General features: G+C 66.0%; 12 protein-coding genes. 7 read left to right on the plus strand and 5 right to left on the minus strand.

Going from position 1 to position 17,359, the window contains the following annotated elements; all coding sequences use genetic code 11:
• Position 1: 1 nt before the first annotated feature.
• The 5 genes from ACEN9H_RS06200 (at position 2) to ACEN9H_RS06220 (ending at position 6,866) form a co-directional block, all read left to right on the plus strand.
• Positions 2–478, plus strand: a complete 477-nt coding sequence (locus ACEN9H_RS06200; RefSeq protein WP_413674122.1) for a CYTH domain-containing protein — start codon at positions 2–4, stop codon at positions 476–478.
• Positions 475–1,641 carry a serine hydrolase domain-containing protein gene (locus ACEN9H_RS06205; RefSeq protein ID WP_413674123.1) on the plus strand — a complete coding sequence of 389 codons (1,167 nt, stop codon included), beginning with the start codon at positions 475–477 and terminating at the stop codon, positions 1,639–1,641. Before ACEN9H_RS06200 ends, ACEN9H_RS06205 begins: the two co-directional genes overlap by 4 nt.
• A gap of 108 nt (positions 1,642–1,749) precedes the next feature.
• Positions 1,750–2,907 carry an acyltransferase family protein gene (locus ACEN9H_RS06210; protein WP_413674124.1) on the plus strand — a complete coding sequence of 386 codons (1,158 nt, stop codon included), beginning with the start codon at positions 1,750–1,752 and terminating at the stop codon, positions 2,905–2,907.
• Between the two features lie 78 nt (positions 2,908–2,985).
• Positions 2,986–4,692 (plus strand): FAD-dependent oxidoreductase, encoded by a 1,707-nt coding sequence (locus tag ACEN9H_RS06215; protein ID WP_082577204.1) that lies wholly within the window; start codon positions 2,986–2,988, stop codon positions 4,690–4,692.
• 116 nt (positions 4,693–4,808) lie between these two features.
• On the plus strand, positions 4,809–6,866 hold the full coding sequence (locus tag ACEN9H_RS06220; RefSeq protein ID WP_413674125.1) for a diguanylate cyclase: 2,058 nt from the start codon (positions 4,809–4,811) through the stop codon (positions 6,864–6,866).
• A 330-nt stretch (positions 6,867–7,196) separates the two neighbouring features.
• Here ACEN9H_RS06220 and ACEN9H_RS06225 read toward each other — a convergent pair whose 3' ends face one another.
• The gene (locus ACEN9H_RS06225; RefSeq protein WP_413674126.1) at positions 7,197–8,450 is read right to left on the minus strand and encodes a DUF2863 family protein; all 1,254 of its coding nucleotides are present in this window, start codon (positions 8,448–8,450) and stop codon (positions 7,197–7,199) included.
• A gap of 275 nt (positions 8,451–8,725) precedes the next feature.
• On the opposite strand from ACEN9H_RS06225, the gene ACEN9H_RS06230 reads away from it, so the two are divergent.
• On the plus strand, positions 8,726–11,026 hold the full coding sequence (locus ACEN9H_RS06230; RefSeq protein ID WP_413674127.1) for a TonB-dependent receptor: 2,301 nt from the start codon (positions 8,726–8,728) through the stop codon (positions 11,024–11,026).
• A gap of 2 nt (positions 11,027–11,028) precedes the next feature.
• Entirely contained in the window at positions 11,029–11,706 is a 678-nt protein-coding gene (locus ACEN9H_RS06235; protein ID WP_413674128.1) for a Fe2+-dependent dioxygenase, read from the plus strand.
• A gap of 153 nt (positions 11,707–11,859) precedes the next feature.
• On the opposite strand, the gene acnA is transcribed toward ACEN9H_RS06235, so the two are convergent.
• From acnA to ACEN9H_RS06255, 4 genes are all read right to left on the minus strand, one after another.
• A complete protein-coding gene (gene acnA, locus ACEN9H_RS06240) occupies positions 11,860–14,568 on the minus strand; it encodes an aconitate hydratase AcnA (RefSeq protein WP_413674129.1) in 2,709 nt (902 codons plus the stop codon).
• 42 nt (positions 14,569–14,610) lie between these two features.
• Positions 14,611–14,907, minus strand: coding sequence for a hypothetical protein (locus tag ACEN9H_RS06245; protein WP_307169589.1), 297 nt, complete (start codon positions 14,905–14,907; stop codon positions 14,611–14,613).
• A gap of 215 nt (positions 14,908–15,122) precedes the next feature.
• Positions 15,123–16,112 carry an HpcH/HpaI aldolase/citrate lyase family protein gene (locus ACEN9H_RS06250; RefSeq protein WP_413674130.1) on the minus strand — a complete coding sequence of 330 codons (990 nt, stop codon included), beginning with the start codon at positions 16,110–16,112 and terminating at the stop codon, positions 15,123–15,125.
• A gap of 52 nt (positions 16,113–16,164) precedes the next feature.
• Positions 16,165–17,157: a malate dehydrogenase gene (locus ACEN9H_RS06255; RefSeq protein WP_413674131.1), complete on the minus strand. Its 993-nt coding sequence runs from the start codon at positions 17,155–17,157 to the stop codon at positions 16,165–16,167.
• Between the last annotated feature and the right edge of the window lie 202 nt (positions 17,158–17,359).

Below are 17,359 nucleotides of genomic sequence, written 5' to 3' on the forward strand. Positions count from 1 at the left end.
CATGGGTGTCGAGATCGAACGCAAGTTCCTGCTGGCCAGTGAGGGCTGGCGCGGGCAGGGCATCCCGACGCGCATGCGCCAGGGCTACCTCGTGGCCGATGCCGTCCGGACCGTGCGCGTGCGCATCGAGGGCGAGCGGGCGGTCATCACCATCAAGGGACAAAGCACGGGCGCCTCGCGCGGCGAGTGGGAATACGAGATCCCCGTGGCGGACGCGACGGAGCTGCTCGACGGCCTGTGCGAGCAGCCGCAGGTGGAAAAGATCCGCCACCGCATCGAGCATGCGGGCCACACGTGGGAAGTCGACGAATTCCTCGGCCTGAATGCCGGGCTCGTCGTTGCGGAGATCGAGCTCGATGCCGAGGACGAAGCGTTCGAGAAGCCGGACTGGATCGGCCGGGAAGTCACGGGCGAGAAGCGCTATTACAACTCCAGCCTGATCCGGATGCCGTACGCGCAGTGGCAGGCCAAGCCGTGAGGCGGCGCGCGCTCCTCGCGCTGGCCTTGTCCGCGACAGCGCTGGCCGGTGCTTCCACGGCGGCCGCCACGCTGCCGAAGCCCAAAGCGGAGCCGTCGTACTTTCCGCCGGCCGGCGAGTGGGCCCACAAGACGCCGGGCCAGCTGGGCATCGACGCCGCCAGGCTGCGCGACGCCGTCGCGTACGCGCAGGCGCACGAGACCGAGCGGGCCCGCGACTTTTCCGACCAGCGACAGACATTCGGCGAGCCGCTCGGTTCGCTGCCGTCGAAACGCGCGCCGACGAACGGCGTCGTCATCTACAAGGGCTATGTCGTGGCGGAATTCGGCGACACGCACTTCGTCGACCCGACGTATTCCGTCGCGAAGAGCATGCTGTCGACGGTCGCCGGCGTCGCCCTGCGCGACGGCCGGATCGCGGACCTCGACCAGCCCGTCGCCGCGACCGTGAAGGATGGCGGCTACGACTCGCCGCACAATGCCCGCGTCACATGGAAGCACCACCTGCAGCAGGAATCCGAGTGGGAAGGCAGCATGTGGGGCAAGAACGCGGACTTTGTCGGCCACGACGCGTTCGGTGCGGGCGAGCGCAAGCCGCGCACATTCCAGGATCCGGGCACGTTCTACGAATACAACGACGTGCGCATCAACCGCTTCGCGCTGTCGCTGCTGCGCGTGTTCGGCAGGCCCGTCCCGGACGTGTTCCAGGACGAGGTCATGGACCCCATCGGCGCGTCGCACCAATGGAAGTGGGTGCCGTACACCAATAGCTACGTTGACATGAACGGCAAGCTCGTGGCCTCCGTCAGCGGCGGCACGCGCTGGGGCGGCGGCATGTGGATCGATTCCTGGGACATGGCGCGCTTCGGCTATTTGTGGCTGCGCCAAGGCAATTGGAACGGCCGCCAGATCGTGCCCATGGACTATGTGAAGGCGGCACTGACGCCCAGCGCGCACGGGCCCGACTACGGCTATCTGTGGTGGCTGAACACGACGGGCAAGAACCTGCCTGGGCTGCCGCCGACGGCGTTCGCGGCGCTGGGCGCCGGCAGCAACGACATCGTGGTGTCGCCCGAGCATGATCTCGTGATCGTGTGGCGCTGGCATGCGGGCAATCCGGCCGAGTTCGCCAAACGCGTGATCGCGGCGCTGCCGCTCCGTTAATCCGCCCGATACTGCCGTTTTTTGTAGTTTTTGAGACGTTTTTTTTAGCGACTACAGGCCGGACCCGGCGAGAATCGGCCGCATCGATCACTTTGCGATGGGGACACGATGCGGGACGCCCGTACGACGATGGACTTGCCGGTGGCGCCGGACGCGCGGCAGGCAGCGGCCCGGTATTACCGCCCCGAACTGGACGTGCTGCGCTTCATCGCGTTCCTGTTCGTCTTCATGACGCACCGCACCGACCTGGCGCCCATCGACCAGGCGCGGCATCCGTGGTTCCATGCGTTCGCGCAGATCGGCGTGTATGGCGTGCCGGTGTTCTTTTTCCTGAGCGCTTTCCTGATCACCGAATTGCTGGAGCGGGAACGGAGCGCGACCGGCACCATCGACGTGCGCGCCTTTTATGTCAGGCGCATATTGCGGATCTGGCCCCTGTATTTCCTGGTCTTTTTCGGGCTCGTCCTGCTCAACCAGGTCTTGCCCGGCGCCGGCGCGGACTCGCCCGCCAAATGGCTGTTCTTCACGCTGTTTGCCGGGAACTGGTACATCACGTTCAACGGCTGGATCGAGTATCCCGTCAATCCGATGTGGAGCCTGTCGGTCGAGGAGCAGTTCTACATCGTCATCCCGTTCCTCGCCTCGCTCGGACGGCGCGCGCTCGTGGCGGTCAATGTCGCCATGCTCGCCGTGTCGTACGGCGTGATCGTCTGGTATGCGCGCGGATTCACCACGCCGCCCGGCTTCAGCGGCCAATGGACCAACAGCTTCGTGCACTTCCAGTTCTTCGCGGGCGGCATGTTGCTGGCGCTGGCCTTGCGCGGCCGCCGGCCCGACTGGCATATCGCCGCGCGGGCCGGCCTGTGGATCGCCGCCATCGCCGCCTGGCTGGTCGCGTCGGCCGTGTGCGGGATCAAGGCCGATTATCCCCACTCGACCGTGACGGAAAGCCTGGCGGGCTGGGGCCTCGTGCTGGCCGGCGCCGCGCTCATGCTGGTCGCGACGCTCGGCACGCCGCAGCGGTTCCTGCCCGCGCCCCTGGTCTACCTCGGACGCATTTCGTACGGTCTCTACCTCACCCACATCTTTTTCTTCTGGCTCGTCTATGACAAATGCAAACCGTGGCTGGCCGGCCTCGGCGAAGACGGCGGCATGCTGCTCGCCTTTGCCGCGACGGTGGCCGTGGCCTCCGTGCTGTACCGGACGTTCGAAACGCCGTTCCTGCGGCTGAAACGGCGTTTCACGCGGGTGCCTTCGCGCGACTGATACCCCTACATTTATCCAGTCCACATCGCGCCCGAAGTGCGCTAGCATGCCGGCGTACCCCACCACAAGGCGCCGACCATGTCCGAACACGATCCCGAACTCATCTCCGCCAGCCTCGCGCCCGATTCCGAGGCGCGCGCCGCCATCGACCTGGCCACGCGCGGCCACCAGATCTATCCCGTCCTGGGCGCGGACGACATCCAGCGCCTGCGCCGCTTCGGCACGTGCCGCACGTGGCCGGACGGGGCCACCGTGTTCCGTGCCTGCGTGGATTCGCCGGGCATGGTCGTCGTGCTGGCGGGGCGGTTGTCGTGCAGCCGGACGGACGCGCTCGGCAACCGGGTCGAGGTCGTCGAATACGGACCCGGCCAGTTCAGCGGCGAAGTGGCCCAGCTCTCGGGCCGGCCACCGCTCGCGGACGGCTTCGCGGTGGGCCAGTTGGAAGCCCTCGTGCTCGACGCGGAATGCCTGCGCGCCGTGATCGTCGCCGAGGCCGAACTGGGCGAGCGCCTGATGCGCGCGTTCATCCTGCGCCGCGTGCAGCTCATCAACAACAAGCCGGGCGGCCCCATCCTGATCGGGCCGAACGCGCACGCGGGGCTGTTCGAGCTCGAGAATTTCCTGTCGCGCAATGCCTACCCGTACACGCGGCGCGACCCGGCCACGGACCCGGAAGCGGCCCAGCTCGTCCGCGAGCACTGGCGCAACGAGTCCGACTGGCCGCTCGTCGCGCTGCCGGACGGCTTCGTGCTGAAGAACCCGACCCTGGCCGAGGTCGGCCGCTGTCTCGGCACCTTGCCCCGCATCGAGCGCGGGACGGTGTTTGACGTGCTGGTCGTGGGCGCCGGTCCGTCCGGCCTCGCGACGGCCGTGTACGCGGCTTCCGAGGGCCTGCGCGTGATGGTGCTGGACCAGCGTTCCTATGGCGGCCAGGCCGGCGCCAGCGCCCGCATCGAAAACTTCCTCGGCTTCCCGACCGGGATCTCCGGCCGCGCGCTCGCGGGCCGCTCGTACGTGCAGGCCGTGAAATTCGGCGCCGAGGTCGCGATCCCCGCGCCGGCCACGCGCCTGCTGTGCCACGAGCGGCCGCTGAAGGTGGAAATGGATGACGGCACCTGTCTGCAGGCCAAGGCCGTCGTGCTGGCGTCGGGCGCGCGCTACCGCAAGCCGGACCTGCCCAACCTGGCGCAGTTCGAAGGCCGCGGCGTGTACTACTGGGCGTCGCCCGTGGAAGCGCGGCTGTGCCGCAACGAAGCCGTCATGCTCGTGGGCGGCGGCAATTCGGCCGGGCAGGCCGCGGTCTTCCTCGCGGCGCATGCATCCGAGGTGCACATGCTGGTACGCCGGGGGCTGGAAGCGACGATGTCGAGCTACCTGATCGAACGCATCGCGGCCACGCCCAACATCCATGTGCACACGCGGCGCGAGATCGCCGCGCTGGAAGGCGACGACAACGGTCTGACGGGCGTGCGCTGCCGCAGCATCGACGGCGACGACGAGCGGTCGTTCGCCGTGCGCCGGCTGTTCCTGTTCATCGGCGCCGATCCGAACAGCGACTGGCTGCACGAATGCGGCGTCGAACTGGACGACAAGGGCTTCGTGCTGACGGGCGCCGACACGCGCCCGGAACACGGCGCCCGCTCGCTGGAGACGAGCGTCGACGGCGTGTTTGCCGTGGGCGACCTGCGGGCCGGCTCGACCAAGCGCGTGGCCGCGGCGGCGGGCGAGGGGGCGGCGGCCGTGTCGCAGATCCACGGTTATCTGGCGACATTGGCCGAGCGCTGACGGTTGCAACCCGCGGCGCATGGCGAGGACAAGGTTGAGTTGAACCTTCTAGATGACAGCAGGCATAATGCGCCGGCAAGCGGCCGACCGTCCTTCGGCCCAGCCCGAGGAGTGCAATGGCCTTTTCCGTACTGTCATCATCCAGCATGCGCGCACTGTGCGTCGCCGCGGTCTTGCTGTGCCCTCTCGTGGCCCATGGCGACGAGGCACAGGCACGCCGCCTGCGCGACATCGGCGCCATGGCCCGCTTCGTGCCGGACGAAGCGTCGCGCCGGCTGCGCGCGATGGAATGGGAAATGGCCACCGCCCCCGCGGCGCTGCGGACGGACTTCCTGTACCACTACAGCACCGCCGAGCGCGGCATCGGCGACCTGACGCATGCGCTGACCCTGGCCGACCAGCTCGTCACGTATGGCCGGCGCAACCATGACAACGTCGCCCTGGCGAAAGGCCTGATCGGGCGCGCCAATACGCTCTATCTGCGGGAAGAACTGGCCGCGTCGCATGCCACGGCGTTCGAGGCGGAACGGGTCGCCCTGGCGACGGACGACGTCCCGACCAAGGTGCTGGCGACGATCGCCGCCGGGCAATCGTTCCAGGAGGAGGGCAATTATCCGGAGGCGCTGGCGAAACTGCATGCCGCCATCGACATGGCACGCCACGTCAAGGACGACGCCGCTCTGCTGGCCAGTGCGCTGCACACGCTGGTGCAGCTGTATTTGAACACGGGCGATTTCGACAAGGGATGGGAGGCGCAGCGGGAAGCGCTGGCCGTGGCCAGGCAGATGGCCTCCCCGGGCTATGTCGCGACGGCGCTGGGCGACGAGTTCGCGCTGGCCGTCGAGCAGAAAGCGTTCGCGCGGGCCCGGCGTGCCCTGTTCGAGGAACTCGCCCTCGAACGCAGCATCGGCGCCCGCCAGATGGTGGCGACCACGCTCGTCAACCTGTCGGATTGCTACCTGAAGGAGGGCCGGTTCCGCGAGGCCCAGACCTATGCCGCGCAGGCGCTGGAGGCCGCCCTCGACGCCAGGAGCAACAACGACGTCGCCACGTCCCGCGTCAACCTGGGCCAGGCGCTGCTCGGGCAAGGCCACTTGGCCGAGGGCAAGCGTCAGGTCGAAGCCGGCCTCGCGACCTATGAAAAACAGGGCGACAAGCCCGAACTGCTGGCGGTGCTGCGCGAGTATGGCTACGCGCTGGAGCATGCCGGCGACTACAAGGGCGCCGTCGACGCGTACAACCGCGAACGCAAGCTGTCGAGCGAGATCTTCGACGAGCAGCGCCAGAAGGCGTTGATGGAGCTGCAGCAGAAGTACGAGGCCGAGAACAAGCAGCGCCGGATCGACGCCCTGCGCCAGGAGAACCGGGCCACGAAGGCGGAGCTGGACAACCGCCGCCTGCATCAACGCATCTGGTGGATGCTCGCCATCGTCTTCGGGCTGGCGTCGGTGGTCGTCGGCCTCCTGTATCGGAAAGTGCGTCGCGCCAACGCCGAGCTGGAAGAGAAGAACCAGCAATTGAAGCGGCAGGGCGCGCTCGATCCGCTCACGCTGCTGTACAACCGCGGCCACTTCCAGGAATTCATGGGCCGGACCGGCACCGAGCGGCGCGCGGGCGGCGACGGGACCGTGGGTGCCCTGTTCCTGCTGGACGTCGACCGGTTCAAGGACATCAACGACACGCTGGGTCATGCGGCCGGCGACGCCGTCCTGAAGACCGTTGCGCACAACCTGCGCCTGGCACTCCGCGAGACCGACATGATCGTGCGCTGGGGCGGCGAGGAATTTCTCGTGTTCGTGCCGTCGGTCGCGCGCGACGGCCTGGACGAGGTGGCGCTGCGCATCCTGCACGGCATCTCGTCGCATGCCGCCGAGCACCGGGGGACGCGCGTTCCGGTCAGCGTATCCGTCGGGTTCGCGCCGTTTCCAGTGGCGCTCGGCGGTACGGCGCTGACCTGGGAACAGGTCGTCAACCTCGCGGACATGGCCTTGTACCAGGCCAAGGCGCGCGGCCGCAACTGCGCGTGCGGCGTGCTCGGCTTTCCCGACGGCGCCCCGGCGACGCTGGAGCCGATCGAGCGCGACCTGGAAGAGGCCTGGCGCCAAGGATGGGTCGACTTGTCGGTGGTGCCGGGCGACGTCGAGTACACGATGCCGGTGCGGTCGCGCGCGTGACCTTCAGCCGCCCGGCAGGTCGCGCTCCAGTTCGGCGACCTGAAAATTCGGGGTCAGAGCACATTTCGGGCGCAATTCGGGGTCAGAGCACATTTCAGATCAATGTTCCGGAGGCTCAGCAATTCATCAGGCAACGCGCGTTATGTAGATGACTCACCGCGCGAGTTCATGGTTCTGTGTTGGCGACGTGGTGGACTTGCATCGTGGATCATGCCTGGAAAAGTGCTCTGACCCCGAATTTTCTCGAGAATGGGGTCTGACCCCGAAGTTTGGAAACAAAAACAAAACCCGGCACGTGGCCGGGTCTTGTGGTTGAGGTGATGCCGCGCGTTAGTGGAAGTGCTCGTTCCCCGCCGGCGTGTCTTCCGGCATTTCGGCATGGACGAGTTCGCCGCTCGGGTCGGCGAACAGCGGTGCGCCGCAGTCGTCGCAATACTCCGCGACATAGCGTTCGCCGATGCGCTTGACGTGGGTGATGCCGACCTCGTTCAGGTGCTTGACGATCTCGTCCAGCGGCGCGAGCGGGCGGTCGCCGCCGCCGGCCGGGCCTTCCATCGGCGTGCCTTCCTCGTCTTCCTGGCCGTACAGGGGCCAGACGATGCCGTAGACGACGTCCGGCGACTGGCGCAAGGTGAAGCCGACGCGGTATTCGTCGACCTGGCTGTCGTTGACTTCGTCGCCGAAGCCGGCCACGACCGCGCGCAGGTCGTTCGGTTCGACTCCCAGCGTGTTGGTCAGGTAGTGGACGGCGGCGCGGATCGATACCGGCCGGATCAGTTTATCGGCCTCGCGGCACGCGACGTAATACGCTTCCGGCAGCAGCAGCTCGACGCCGCAGCCCGGCAGCAGGCGCGCGATGTTCGGACCGGCCTGGGCGCGCCATTGCTCGAGGCAGTTCTCGCGCTCGGCTTCGAAGTTGATGTGGTGCTGCGGTTCCTGCCAGCGGAACAGCGGGGCGCCCACCGGGGCCACGACGGCCGCGAGCAGGTAGCGCGTGTCGGCCAGGAATTGCGACGTGTCCGGGCCGGGCGCGGCCGGCTTCACCGTCGAGCCCTTGTGGGCGGCGGCGGCGAGCTTGTGCGTCAGGGAATAGGTCTCGGCATGGGTGCGCGGCAACTGGTCGATCGAGTACAAGGTCGGCGCGATGGCCAGCTTCGTGTTGTCGGCCAGCAGGTGCGCGGAGAAGTGCGCCGTCAGCGTGTTCAGGATGTCGCCGGGGATCGTGCCGGACGCGATCGAGAAACGGGTCCAGGCCAGGATCGGCGCAGCCACGAGCAGCACCTGCCACGTGGTCTCGGTACCGTCCTTGGCCTGCTCGGTCATCGTCGAGGACTCGCTGACCGCCTCGACGCCGTCCATCAGCACGTCGTAGACCGCGAGGTCGCCCTTGAACAGGACGTTGAGGGCGGCGTCGATGCTGTCCTGGTGGTTCGTCTTGAGCAGCTTCTGCAGCTGCGTGTCGAGGTTGCGTTCCCAGGTCCGTTCTTCAACGCGGCTGGCGGCCTGCACGATGGCGTTGCTGATGCTGATGAGACGCTGGCTTTCTGCCGAAAGTTTGGGTGAGTCTTTGGAAGGGCGACGCATACGCTTGAGGAGTCTCTTCAGTAAGGTGATTCGTATTCTTGGTTGACATCTCGGGTCATGATAAACCCTTATCCCCGACATTGTAGTTGATTCGCCCACACCCCAGTAACACGACGGCAAGATTGCCGGCGTCGCATTCCTGCCTCACCCCCGTATTTATTGGCCTTCGCGCTTGCTAAAAGTACTAATCAGAATCATAATGCGAATCGTTCTCATTCATGTTCCTGCTAACGACGGCGCAGCGAGACGTCCGGCAGGGCGCAATCCCCCACACCATGACCACCAACAAAAACAACACCCGGAATTCCTTCATCACCAGCCGCAAGCATGCCCGCACGTTGCCGACCCCGGCACTGGCCATGCTCGCGTCGCTGGCGCTGCCCGCCGTTGCCCATGCCGGTCCGGACGTCACCCCGGATCCGACGATCCCGAGCGTCCAGGTGACGGGCGCCAACCAGCAGCCCACGTCGGCCAACACCAAATTCACCGCACCGCTGCTCGACACGCCGAAATCCGTCACGATCGTGCCGGCCGAGGTCATCGCGCAGACGGGGGCCACGTCGCTGACGGATGCGCTGCGCACCGTGCCCGGCATCACCATCGGCGCGGCCGAAGGCGGCAACCCGGTTGGCGACAACATGTTCATCCGTGGCTACAACGCCCAGACGGACACGTACATCGACGGCATCCGCGACGCCGGTTCGCAGTCGCGCGAGATCTTCGCCGTGGACCAGGTCGAAGTCGTGAAGGGCCCGAACTCGGCGCTGGGCGGCCGTTCGTCGGCCGGCGGCGGCGTCAACCTGATCACGAAGACGGCGCAGTCGTATGACTTCAACCATGCCAGCATCGGCCTCGGCACGGACAAATACCGCCGCGTCACGGGCGACTTCAACCGCAACATCGGCAGCAACAGCGCGTTCCGCCTGAACGTGATGGCGCACGAGAACGACGTGCCCGGCCGCGACGTCGTCGGCGGCAACCGCTACGGCGTGGCGCCGACCGTGACGTTCGGCCTGACCGGTCCCACGCGCGCCATCGTCAGCGTCTACCACCTGACTTCGCACGAGATCCCGGACACGGGCATCCCGTTCAACAACCCGGTCACGACCGGCGCCAACGTGTCGAAGAACGGCAACGGCACCCCGTTCAACGTCGACCGCTCGACGTTCTACGGCCTCGCCAACCGCGACTTCCGCGACACGAAGAGCGACATCGCGACGATCGACCTGCGCCACGAACTGGCCAACGGCATCACGCTGCGCAACGTCACGCGCTACGGCAAGTCGAACAACGACTACGTATGGACCCAGCCGGACGATTCGAAGGGCAACACGGTCCTGTACGGCACCGTCTGGCGCCGCGCCAACACCCGCGCGACCGAGACCCGCACGGCGTCGAACGTGTCGAGCATCTCGGGCAAGTTCGACACGGCCGCCATCAAGCATGCGTACAACGCGGGCATCGAGTTCGACCGCGAGACGACCGACCGCGCCGCCTACGTCTTCACGCCGGGCACGAACAACCCGCTGACGGGCACGTTCACCTGCCCGACGGCAGGCAGCACGACGCTGTACAACTGCACGACGCTCGTCGACCCGAATCCATACGATCCATGGGTCTATACCCGCGCCGTGTCGGGCGCGCTGACGCACGTGAACACGAAGACGAAGGCGGCCTACGCGTTCGACACCATCGAATTCAACCCGCAATGGCAAGTGAACCTGGGCGCGCGCTACGACGACTTCCAGACCACGCTGAACACGCTGGCGACGTCGTCGACGGCGGCCGTGGCGGCGCACGTCGACAGCACCTTCTGGAGCTGGCAGACGGGCCTCGTCTACAAGCCGGCGTCGAACGGCAGCATCTACCTGGCGTACGCGACGTCGGCGACCCCGCCGGGCAATGACGGCGGCGACGGCCTGGACGCGCTGACGGTGGCCGTGCAGAACCTGCAGCCCCAGCGCAGCAAGAACGTCGAGCTGGGCACCAAGTGGGACGTGATGCCGGGCGGGCGCCTGTCGCTGACGGCGGCCGTCTTCAAGAGCACGATGAACAATGCCCGCGTGACGGCGCCGGACGGCACGACGCAGAACGTCGGCCGCAAGGAGATCAGGGGCGTCGAGCTGGGCTTCTCGGGCAAGCTGTCGTCGCAGTGGAGTGTGTTCGGCGGCTACACGTACCTGGACGCGGAAATCGCGGACAACGGCTACCTGAACGTCGGCACGACCGCGCAACCCGTATACGTGGCCTCGCCGTACAGCGGCAACCGCTTCCCGACGACGCCGAAGCACTCGGCCTCGCTGTGGACGACGTATGCCGTCACGAAGGAGCTGACGTTCGGCATGGGCCTGAACTCGATGGCTATGGTCTACGCGAACGTCAACAACAACAAGTGGGTACCGGGCTATACCCGCTTCGACGCGATGGCCAGCTATGCGCTGAACAAGGACGTCAGTCTGCAGCTGAACGTGCAGAACCTGACCGACAAGCTGTACTTCGACAAGGTCTCGTCGCCGCACTATGCGGGCGTGGGTCCGGGCCGCTCGGCCACCCTGTCGGCCAACGTCAAGTTCTAGTCATGATGCTGCATATCCCAGGCGTGCTGGCCGCGGACCAGGTGAAGTCCATGCGCGCGCGCCTGGAGGCGACGGACTGGATCGACGGCCGCGCGAGCGTCGGGAGCCAGGGCGCGCAGGTCAAGCGCAACCGCCAGCTGGCGGAAGGCTCGCCGCTCGCGCTGGAACTGGGCCAGATCGTGAGCGCCGCACTGATGGCGAACCCGCTGTTTTTCTCGGCGGTGCTGCCGTTGCGCATCCTGCCGCCGTTCTTCAACAGCTATGCGGGCGGCGAGCACTACGGCCTGCACATCGACGGCGCCATCCGCGCGCAGCGGGGCGGGGCGCCCGTGCGCTCGGACGTGTCGTGCACCGTGTTCTTGAGCGATCCGGACGACTACGAGGGCGGCGAGCTGACGGTCGTCGACACGTACGGCACGCACGAGGTGAAACTGCCGGCGGGCGATGCGATCGTCTATCCGTCGTCCAGCGTGCACGAAGTGAAGCCGGTGACGCGCGGCGAGCGCGTGGCGTCGTTCCTGTGGGTGCAGAGCATGGTGCGCGACGACTGGAAACGGGCGATGCTGCTGGAGCTGGACACCAATATCCAGGCCTTGCGCGCGAAGCATGGGGATGGGGCGGAGATGGTGGCGCTGACGGGGCATTATCACAACCTGTTGAGGATGTGGGCGGAGACCTGACCTACGCCGTCGTTCCCGCGAAAGCGGGAACCCATGCTGAATTGGCCTGGCACGCTCCGTATGGATTCCCGCTTCCGCGGGAATGACGTTTTTAGGCTAACAATGAAAAAGGGCCGGAACCCTCGCAGGTTCCGGCCCTTTGTCTACAGCGGTTTAAGCCGCCAGCAGCTGACGCAGCACGAACGGCAGAATGCCGCCATGCTTGTAGTAATCCACTTCGATCGGCGTATCGATGCGCAGCAGGACCGAGGTCTCTTTCGTCGAGCCGTCGGCGCGGTGGATCACGAGGGTCGCCTGCATCTGCGGGCGGATCTCGCCTTCCAGGCCCTTCAGGTCATAGGTCTCGTTGCCGGTGATGCCCAGGGTGTCGACGCTGTCGTCGCCCAGGAATTGCAGCGGCAGCACGCCCATGCCGACCAGGTTCGAACGGTGGATGCGCTCGAACGAACGGGCGATCACGGCCTTCACGCCCAGCAGCTGGGTGCCTTTCGCCGCCCAGTCGCGCGAGGAGCCGGTGCCGTACTCTTCGCCCGCGAAGATCATCGTCGGCGTGCCTTCCGCGATGTACTTCATGGCCGCGTCGTAGATCGACAGCTGTTCGCCGCTCGGCTGGTGGATCGTGATGCCGCCCTCGACCGCGGACCCGTCGGCCTTCGGCGGGATCATCCTGTTCTTGATGCGCACGTTCGCGAACGTACCGCGCATCATGATCTCGTGGTTGCCGCGGCGCGAGCCGTACGAGTTGAAGTCGGCCTTGATGACGCCGTGGTCCTTCAGCCATTTACCGGCCGGACCGTCTTCCTTGATCGAACCGGCCGGGGAGATGTGGTCGGTGGTGATCGAGTCGCCGAACACGCCCAGCGCGCGCGCATTGGCGATGCCGGCGGCGGCCGCTTTCGGGGTCATCTCGAAGTCGCCGAAGAACGGCGGCTCGGCGATGTAGGTCGACTCCGGCCAGTCGTAGACCTGGCCCGACACCGACGACACGGCTTCCCACAGCGCGCCCGGGTTGCCCTTGACGTCCGCGTAGTTGGCCTTGAAGACGTCCGAGTTCATCGCGAGCTTCATCAGGTCGTGGATCTCTTGCGAGGTCGGCCAGATGTCGCCCAGGTAGACGTCGACGCCGTCCGCACCCTTGCCGACCGGTTCCGTCATCAGGTCGCGCATGACGTTGCCGGCGATCGCATAGGCGACGACCAGCGGCGGCGAGGCCAGGAAGTTGGAACGGATGTTCGGGTGGATGCGCGCTTCGAAGTTGCGGTTGCCCGACAGGACGGCGGCGGCGATGATGTCGTTCGACGTGATCGCGGCGTTCAGTTCCGGGGTCAGGTCGCCGGCGTTGCCGATGCAGGTGGTGCAGCCGTAGGCGGTCAGGCCGAAGCCCAGTTGCGTCAGGTACGGCAGCAGGCCGGCCGCTTCCAGGTAGTTGGTGACGACGCGCGAGCCCGGGGCCAGCGACGACTTGATGTGCGGCGCGACGGTCAGGCCCTTCTCGACGGCCTTCTTGGCCAGCAGGCCCGCGGCCAGCATCACGCTCGGGTTCGACGTGTTGGTGCACGACGTGATCGCGGCGATCAGCACGTCGCCGTTCTTCACGCGCACGCCGTTGGTCGTCTCGTAGACCTTCGACAGGTCGTCCGGCGACTTGTTGAAGCCGTTTTCGCTCGTCGGCTTGGAGAACAGCTCGGTGAAGTTGTGCTTCACGTTGCCCAGTTCGATGCGGTCCTGCGGACGCTTCGGACCGGCCAGCGACGGGGTGACGGTCGACAGGTCCAGGTGCAGCACGCGGGTGTAGTCGATCTCGCCGTCCTTCGGGATGCCGAACAGTTGCTGGGCCTTGAAGTAGTTTTCGAAGGCGGCCAGTTCTTCTTCCGTGCGGCCGGTGCCGCGGAAGTAGTCGACGGTCTTGTCGTCGACCGGGAAGAAGCCCATCGTCGCGCCGTATTCCGGTGCCATGTTGCCGATGGTGGCGCGGTCGGTGGTCGACAGCGAGGCGGTGCCTTCGCCGAAGAATTCCACGAACTTGCCGACGACTTTTTCCTTGCGCAGCATCTCGGTGATGGTCAGCACCAGGTCGGTCGCGGTGCAGCCTTCGCGCAGCGTGCCCGTCAGGTTGACGCCGATGACGTCCGGGGTCAGGAAGTAGACCGGCTGGCCCAGCATGCCGGCTTCCGCCTCGATGCCGCCCACGCCCCAGCCCACGACGCCGACGCCGTTGATCATGGTGGTGTGCGAGTCCGTGCCGACCAAGGTGTCCGGGTAGTACATGGAACCGTTCTTCATCACGCCGCGGGCGAGGTATTCCAGGTTGACCTGGTGGACGATGCCGAAGCCCGGCGGCACGACGCCGAACGTGTCGAACGCCTGCATGCCCCACTTCATGAACTGGTAGCGCTCGTTATTGCGCTGGAACTCGATCTTCATGTTCAGGTCGAGCGCGTCCGGGGTGCGGAAGTGGTCGATCGTGACCGAGTGGTCGACGACCAGGTCGACCGGGACGAGCGGCTCGATCTTCTTCGGATCGGCGCCGGTCTTGGCGGCCACGTTGCGCATCGCGGCCAGGTCGGCCAGCAGCGGCACGCCGGTGAAGTCCTGCAGGACGACGCGGGCGACGACGAACGGGATCTCTTCGGTGCGGGCGGCGGTCGGGCTCCAGTTCGCCAGCTGGCGGACGTGCTCTTCGGTCACCTTCTTGCCGTCGCAGTTGCGCAGCACGGATTCAAGGACGATACGGATCGACACCGGCAGGCGCGACAGGTTCACGCCCAGCGATTCGGCCAGGGCCGGCAGCGAGTGGAACTGGCCGGTCTGTCCGCCCGCGAGCGGGAATTCCTTCAGCGTATTCAACGTGTTCTGAGACATTAACTTCTCCTTTGTGGGGATGTTGTTGTTACCTGCAATCAATCAGCTTTTCGGTTCGGCCGGCGCCGAGGCCACGACCGGCGGCTTGGCCTGCTCCGCGTCCTTGCATTCGTTGGCCAGCTGGCGGCTCTGCTTCGAATCGAGCAGGATGCCCTTCGACGGGATGCCGATCCAGACCAGGCCCAGTTTCGCGTTCTCGTAGCGCTGCGCGCCCGTGGTCGTGCCCACCTTGTCCATGCGGCGCAGGTGGTTCTTCCAGCGCAGCGCGATGTGGCTGTCGTCCATCAGGTTGCGGTAGATGGTGACCTTGTTGTTCAACTCGCAAGAGTATTCGGCCATCGTCGTGTCGGTGACGTCCGGTTCGGGCTCGTTGTCGACGACTTCTTGCTTAGTGTCCTCTTTTTTCGCCTTTTTATGCTTGGAGGATTTTGCCTTTTGTTTCAGGACTTTGGTCGCTTTGGGATGGGTTTCGGCGGCAGTCGCCGTTGCGCAAAGACCGGCGGTCGCGAGCGCGAAGGCACAGGCGGCTGCGATTTGATTCAGAGTGATGGCCATCAGATGGATTCCGGTTGATTGACGAGTGCCGCCGCGGCATCCGGCAGCGCAAGGCCGGCCAGCTTCGCGCGCTGCAACACCGTCCAATAATATCGGTAGCTGGCGCGGTCGTGCAAGCGGCCACCGTGGGCAATCGGACCCCAGTCCTTCGCCATGGCCGCCGTCAGGATGCTCGTCGCGTCGTTCACCTCCGCGAGGCGCGGCGTGAATGCCTTGACGATCGGCTTGATCTGGTCGGGGTGGATGCTCCACATGCGCGTAAAGCCGAATTCGGCGGCGGCGCGCTGGGCGTCGTTGGCGACGACGGCGCTGTCCTTGATCTCGGTCGTCACATTATGCGAAGGGACTTTGTCATGCGCATGACATGCCGCAACCATCTCCAGCTTCGCCCGGACGACGAGGGGATGGGTAAATTGACCCGGCGTACGCATCGCGGCGGCCGGTACCGCGCCGTAGTGGGCCGAGACGAAGTCCATGATGCCGAACGACAGGCTTTCGACCTGGGGCAGGGCGGCGATCGCATACACGTCGTGCAGGGCGCCGTGCGTTTCGATCAGGACGTGCAGCGGCAGGAAGTCGCGGCCGGCGCGTGCAGCGGCCTGGTTGACGAGATCTTGCGCGCGCACCACGTCTTCCAGGCTGTTCGGCTTGGGCAGCATGACGTAGGCGAGGCGCTTGCCGGCGGCGCCGACGATGATCTCGACGTCCTGCGCGAAGTGCGGACTCCCGACGTCGTGCAGGCGGGCGCCGATGCGGTTGTAGCGGTTGTCGTCGCTGTTGATGAGCGCTGCGACGAGCTCGGCGTGGGCGCGCTCGCTACCGGCGCTGGCGCCGTCCTCGCAGTCGAAGGTGATGTCGAAAATGGGACCAAGCTCTTGTTGCAAGGCCATCGATTTGCGCATCAGCTTCTCGCTGCCGGCATAGTGGTCGCAGGCAGGGAGCAGCAGCGGCTGGCGTTGGCCCTGGAATAAAACCTCGGAAGGATGCATGGTGGTTCCGAAAAAAAACGGCGGCGCGTCGATGCGCGCCGCCGTTGTGGAATTACTGGCCCAGCAGGTGAGCGACGCCTGCGCGCTCTTCGTTCAGTTCGTTCAGCGTCAGGTTGATGCGCTCTTGCGAGAACGCGTCGATTTCCAGGCCTTGCACGATCTTGTACTCGCCGTTTTCGGTGGTCACCGGGAAGCCGAAGACGATGCCTTCCGGAATGCCGTACGAACCGTCCGACGGCACGCCCATCGTGGTCCACTTGCCGTTGGTGCCCAGCACCCAGTCACGCACGTGGTCGATGGCGGCGTTGGCGGCCGAAGCAGCCGACGATGCGCCGCGCGCGTCGATGATGGCGGCGCCGCGCTTGCCGACGGTCGGCAGGAACGTGTTGGCGTTCCATTCCTGGTCGTTGATCAGGTCCTTGACCGACTTGCCGTTGACCGTCGCGAAACGGTAGTCGGCGTACATGGTCGGCGAGTGGTTGCCCCAGACGATCATCTTCTCGATGTCGCCGACGGCCGTGCCGGTCTTGGCGGCGACTTGCGACAGGGCGCGGTTGTGGTCCAGGCGCAGCATCGCGGTGAAGTTCTTGGCCGGCAGGTTCGGGGCCGATTTCATCGCGATGTGGGCGTTGGTGTTGGCCGGGTTGCCGACCACCAGGACTTTCACGTCGCGCGAGGCGACGGCGTCCAGCGCCTTGCCCTGCACCGTGAAGATCTGGGCGTTGGCTTCCAGCAGGTCTTTACGCTCCATGCCCGGGCCGCGCGGACGGGCGCCGACCAGCAGGGCGACGTCCGCATCCTTGAATGCGGTCATCGGGTCGCTGTGGGCGGTCATGCCGGCCAGCAGCGGGAATGCGCAGTCTTCCAGTTCCATCATGACGCCTTTCAGCGCCTTCTGTGCTTTTTCGTTGTCGATCTCGAGCAGCTGCAGAATGACCGGCTGGTCCTTGCCCAGCATGTCGCCGTTGGCGATGCGGAACAGCAGGGAATAGCCGATCTGGCCGGCCGCGCCGGTAACGGCAACGCGCTTAGGGGTTTTAGCCATGATGAATCTCCAAAGTGGGAAAGAAAAACGGGGCGACGCAGAAGGATACGCCAGTTTGGGAAAACTGCAATCATACCAAAAGGCCTACCCGCAAGCCGGGCGTGCGACGATTGCCGACAGGCGGGCGCCCACGCTCGATCGACCGCGAGTGTATGCCCGCACGATTCCATCTGTCAATTCATATCATATGTCTTATATAAGA

The sequence above is a fragment of the Massilia cellulosiltytica genome (assembly GCF_047325105.1).
GTDB classification, from domain to species: Bacteria; Pseudomonadota; Gammaproteobacteria; order Burkholderiales; family Burkholderiaceae_D; genus Telluria; species Telluria orientalis.